The organism is Haloferax denitrificans ATCC 35960 (assembly GCF_000337795.1).
In the GTDB taxonomy this organism is placed as follows: domain Archaea; phylum Halobacteriota; class Halobacteria; order Halobacteriales; family Haloferacaceae; genus Haloferax; species Haloferax denitrificans.
Genome location: NZ_AOLP01000013.1, coordinates 1 through 5,460, shown reverse-complemented (window position 1 = coordinate 5,460; position 5,460 = coordinate 1). Strand labels below are relative to the sequence as shown.

General features: G+C 56.0%; 1 tRNA gene and 3 rRNA genes. All 4 read right to left on the bottom strand.

Annotated features, from left to right (window positions below):
- A 5S ribosomal RNA gene (gene rrf / locus C438_RS12880) occupies positions 1-122 on the bottom strand.
- Positions 123-235: 113 nt separating this feature from the next.
- Positions 236-3,148 (bottom strand): 23S ribosomal RNA (locus C438_RS12875).
- Between the two features lie 216 nt (positions 3,149-3,364).
- A tRNA-Ala gene (locus tag C438_RS12870) sits at positions 3,365-3,436 on the bottom strand.
- 97 nt (positions 3,437-3,533) lie between these two features.
- Positions 3,534-5,006, bottom strand: a 16S ribosomal RNA gene (locus tag C438_RS12865).
- Together the 16S, 23S and 5S rRNA genes with 1 tRNA gene alongside form the textbook arrangement of a ribosomal RNA operon.
- Positions 5,007-5,460: the final 454 nt, after the last annotated feature.

Below are 5,460 nucleotides of genomic sequence, written 5' to 3'. Positions count from 1 at the left end.
TGGGGGCGGCGAACTGGATTTCCCAGAGGATCGCTCACTCCAGTACTGACCAGAACGCAGGTGAGCTTAACTTCCGTGTTCGGGATGGGTACGGGTGGAACCTCACCGCTCTGGCCGCCTTAATGCCGACCAGCGGAATCGAACCGCTGTCATACCAATATCGGTCGGGCCGTCGTACCAATGTATACGTGCAATCCAGTTTGCGCCTGGACCCGTTCTCGGGTCTCAGTGCGTATGAATGTGGCTTGGTCTGTTAGTGCTCGCGGGCTTAACAACTCGTTGCCTCGTTGCGTACACCCCAAGTCTATCGAACTCGTCTTCTACGAGTGACCTCAGTGGAACTTCTTTTCCGTGTGGGTTTCGAGCTTAGATGCGTTCAGCTCTTACCCCGTGGTGCGTAGCTGCCCGGCATCTGCCCTCTCGGACAACCGGTACACCAGTGGCACCCATTCGTAGTTCCTCTCGTACTATACGAACGTTCACGTCAAGTTCCTTAACACCCCCAATAGATAGCAGCCGACCTGTCTCACGACGGTCTAAACCCAGCTCACGACCTCCTTTAATAGGCGAACAACCTCACCCTTGCCTGCTTCTGCACAGGCAGGATGGAGGGAACCGACATCGAGGTAGCAAGCCACCCGGTCGATATGTGCTCTTGCGGGTGACGACTCTGTTATCCCTAAGGTAGCTTTTCTGTCATCTACGGGTCCCATGAATGAACCTCGTAGGTTCGCTAGACCACGCTTTCGCGTCAGCGACACTCGTTGGGAATGTCACTGTCAGACTTCCGTTTGCTCTTGCGCTCTTCCACGAGTTCCCGACTCGCGTGAGGAAATCTTTGGGCGCGCTCGATATCTTTTCGAGCGCGTACCGCCCCAGTCAAACTGCCCGGCTACCGGTGTCCTCCGCCAGGAGTGAGAGTCGCAGTCACTAACGGGTAGTATTTCAATGTTGCCTCGGTGGCCCGCTGGCGCGGGTACCTGTGTAATGGCTCCTACCTATGCTGCACATTAGCGACCACGTCTCAGCGACAGCCTGCAGTAAAGCTCTATAGGGTCTTCGCTTCCCCTTGGGGGTCTCCAGACTCCGCACTGGAACGTACTGTTCACCGGGCCCAACGTTGGGACAGTGACGCTCTCGTTGATCCATTCATGCAAGCCGCTACTGAAGCGGCAAGGTACTACGCTACCTTAAGAGGGTCATAGTTACCCCCGCCGTTGACGGGTCCTTCGTCCCATTGTAATGGGTGTTCAGATACCCGCACTGGGCAGGATTCAGTGACCGTACGAGTCCTTGCGGATTTGCGGTCACCTATGTTGTTACTAGACAGTCGGAGCGTCCGAGTCACTGCGACCTGCTCGGTCAAGAGCAGGCATCCCTTATCGCGAACTTACGGGACTAACTTGCCGAATTCCCTAACGTCGGTTGATCCCGACAGGCCTTGGCTTGCTCTGCCAGCGCACCTGTGTCGGATCTCGGTACGAGCTTCTTGCTTGTCTTTTCACGGGCTCTAGGTACCGCCGAGTTTCCCTATCTCACCATTCGTTCGCTTCGTGCCGTTACGGCTTCCACGAATTTCGGTGATTCGACGGGGCGAAGGCCCCGCTCGGTGTTTCCTAAAGCGTCGACGTTTGGTGCAAGAAGGTACTGGAATATTAACCAGTTTCCCTTTCATCTATTTCGAATTACGGATAGACTTAGGATCGACTAACCCTCGGCTGATTGACAGTGCCGAGGAACCCTTGCGCGTAAGGCCGTCGGGGTTCACACCCGACTCTCGCTGCTACTGAGACCATGATTTTCGTTGCTGCACGGTCCACACGAGTTCTCACCCGTGCTTCCACCCATGCAGTATGCCAACCTACGGAATCGTGTCATAAGACACGCCGCCAGGTCTCGGAGGTGGATTTGAGTCCCGATCATTTTCGACGCCTCGAACCTCGGCCGGTAAGCTGTTACGCTATTCTTAGAGGGTAGCTGCTTCTAAGCTCACCTCCCGGCTGTTTAGGGCTCGAGACAATCTTCAATCACACTTAATCCACACTTTGGGTCCTTAACCTGGCTCTGGGTTGTCTCCCTCACGGTGCACAAGCTTACCCCGCACACCGGACTCCCTGAGTCTACGACGTTCGTAAGTTCGGAGTTTGACAGGGAAGCGAACTCCTCTCGGAGTCCGGATTCCCAATCGGTCGCTCTACCTCACGAACTATCTCATCAGAGGTCATGCTTCGACATGTTTCGGTTGGAACCAGCTGTTGCCAAGTTCGATGGGCCTTTCACCCCTACACCAGAGTCACGAGAGGGTATTGTAGGACACCAACTCTAACGGGCCTCCACGCAGCTTTCGCCACGCTTCGCCCTGCTCCGGCGTAGATCACTTGGTTTCGGGTCGCATCCGGTTGGCTCCCCGCCCTTGAAGACGGTGGCCCTGGTCAAAGACTGCGGCCGTATCGGTTTCCCTATGCCTCCGGGGGTTCTCCCCTTAGACTCGCCAGTCAGATGCACTCCATGGTTCGTTTTTCAAAACGCACGACGCAACATCGGCTTCACTCAAGTCTTACTACGGGATCGCTCCCAGTTCATTCGTCGAGTGACCTTGTATGCCACGTCGCTCTATCGCCAACTGATTTCAAGCCCTATTGCACCGCCCTTTTCGGGGTGCTTTTCAGCGTTCGCTCACGCTACTTGTTCGCTATCGGTCTCGAGGAGTGTTTAGTCTTCGCAGTTGATGCCTGCGAAATTCACGAGGGATATCCAACCCCCGCTATTCTGGAACAACCCCGGGATCTGGTTCATACGTTACGGGGTTTTCACCCTGTATCACGCTCCGTTCCAGGAGACTTCACGTATGATCCAGGTCCGTTATGGGTAGTCCGTACACCACATTGCCCGAAGGCTTCGGTTTGGACTGTATCGCGTTTACTCGCCGTTACTAACGACATCGCGGATTGCTTTCTTTTCCTGTTCCTACTAAGATGTTTCAATTCGGAACGTTCCCCATTGCGCGAGGCAATTGCGTGGGGATTCCCATTCGGAGATCCTCAGTTCTTTCCCTCCATGCGGGTCCCTGAGGCTTATCGCAGCTTGGCACGTCCGTCATCGGCTCTCGAGCCGAGCTATCCACCAGCTGGCACAGTAGCCAGTTGATATAGTCACTGTGACCCGGAGAACGGGTCCAGTGGACGCCTGGATTGCACGTACACACGGTTTCATCAAACACCCTCGGTGATCTCCGAGGCGTGTTTTCGACCCTTCCCAACCTCGCTTGCGCGGGATGGTGCATCTGTCGTCAGTATCCATTCTGTCGAAACGTCTTGCCACACTTAAGGGGCACGATCGTTTCGGAGTGGAATACTGCTTACCATGGACCCACAGGGATTCGAACCCTGGGCATCCTCCTTGCAAAGGAGGCACTCTACCACTGAGCTATGGGCCCGTGTTAGCCCTAGTAGTTCTAAGGTGTCCGAACGGGTGTCATTGGTGAACTCGGAAGATCGCGTGTGAGCCACCCCGTCGGGGTGGTCTCGGTCGTTAGGAGGTGATCCAGCCGCAGATTCCCCTACGGCTACCTTGTTACGACTTAAGCCCCCTTGCGAAGCCCAGATTCGACCACCGTGTGGTGGCCTCATCCGGACCTCACTCGGGTGCTTTGACGGGCGGTGTGTGCAAGGAGCAGGGACGTATTCACCGCACTCTATTGAAATGCGATTACTACCGAATCCAGCTTCATGAGGGCGAGTTTCAGCCCTCAATCCGAACTACGATCGAGTTTAGGAGATTAGCGTTCTCTTTCGAGATAGCAACCCATTGTCTCGACCATTGTAGCCCGCGTGTAGCCCAGCTCATTCGGGGCATACTGACCTACCGTTGCCCGTTCCTTCCTCCGCTTTAGCAGCGGCAGTCCTTCTAATGTACCCAGCCAGTCGAAACTGCTGCTGGCAATTAGAAGTGCGGGTCTCGCTCGTTGCCTGACTTAACAGGACGCCTCACGGTACGAGCTGACGGCGGCCATGCACCTCCTCTCTACAGCGTCGTGATAAGGTCATCAACCTGATCGTCATCACTGTAGTCGGAGCTGGTGAGATGTCCGGCGTTGAGTCCAATTAAACCGCAGGCTCCTCCGGTTGTAGTGCTCCCCCGCCAATTCCTTTAAGTTTCATCCTTGCGGACGTACTTCCCAGGCGGCTCGCTTCTCGGCTTCCCTACGGCACAGCACAGGCTCGTAGCCTGTGCCACACCTAGCGAGCATCGTTTACAGCTAGGACTACCCGGGTATCTAATCCGGTTCGAGACCCTAGCTTTCGTCCCTCACCGTCGGATCCGTCTTCTCGAGGTGCTTTCGCCATCGGTGGTCCGTCCAGGATTACAGGATTTCACTCCTACCCCGGACGTACCCCTCGAGCCTTCCGGTCCCAAGCCACGTGGTTTTCACCGGACGCCCGCCAGTTGAGCTGGCGGATTTCCCGATGAACCTTCATGGCCGGCTACGGACGCTTTAGGCCCAATAATATCGGTCATCACTTGAGCTGCCGGTATTACCGCGGCGGCTGGCACCGGTCTTGCCCAGCTCTTATTCCTCGACCGCCTTACAGTCGAGAAAAGCGAGGACTATATGCCCTCGCACTTGGGGTCCCCTTATCGCACTTTCGTGCAGTGTAAAGGTTTCGCGCCTGCTGCGCCCCGTAGGGCCCGGAATCTTGTCTCAGATTCCGTCTCCGGGCTCTTGCTCTCACAACCCGTACCGATTATCGGCACGGTGGGCCGTTACCCCACCGTCTACCTAATCGGCCGCAGCCACATCCTACAGCGCCTGAGCGTTTCGGGGAGTCGGCATTCCAGCATGACTCCCGTATGAACTATTAGCCTCAGTTTCCCGAGGTTATCGTTCTCTGTAGGGTAGTTTGGCCACGTGTTACTGAGCTTTTCGCCACGAGTATGAACTCGTGCAACTAGCATGGCTAAATCGGACCCCAATAGCAATGACCTCCGGCAGGATCAACCGGAATGGGTCGCGACCATTTAAACCTGGTCGCGGGGTTTTGGCGGGTGAATGGCAGCGTATTGCTGTCAAATCACCGTTCAAAGGTCCGAGTTCGCGTGACATCCGTTCGGATGTCACCGAACTACTAGGGCTAACATCAGATACCGTCTTGCGGCGTACCGCAGGGGCGGAATCCTCATTTCCTTCGGACCTGAATCGAAGCGATTCGAGGGTATAAACCCTTCGAACCTCGTTCGGTTCGGGTCCGGTGAGGCAGGACGCGTTGAATCGCCCTGCAATCGCGGTGTGTCGTTCGCATTCATCCGAAATGCCTTGGACCACTTAAGGCCGTCGTATCGTGGCGACCCCCGGGAAGGTGTGTCATCCCGGTGAGCGCCAGACGACCTTGGGGTCGGGGCGTTCGGTGGAAGCCTTCGGGGGGAGTGCCCCCGTGCGCTTCTTCGCATTAGTCCGAATGG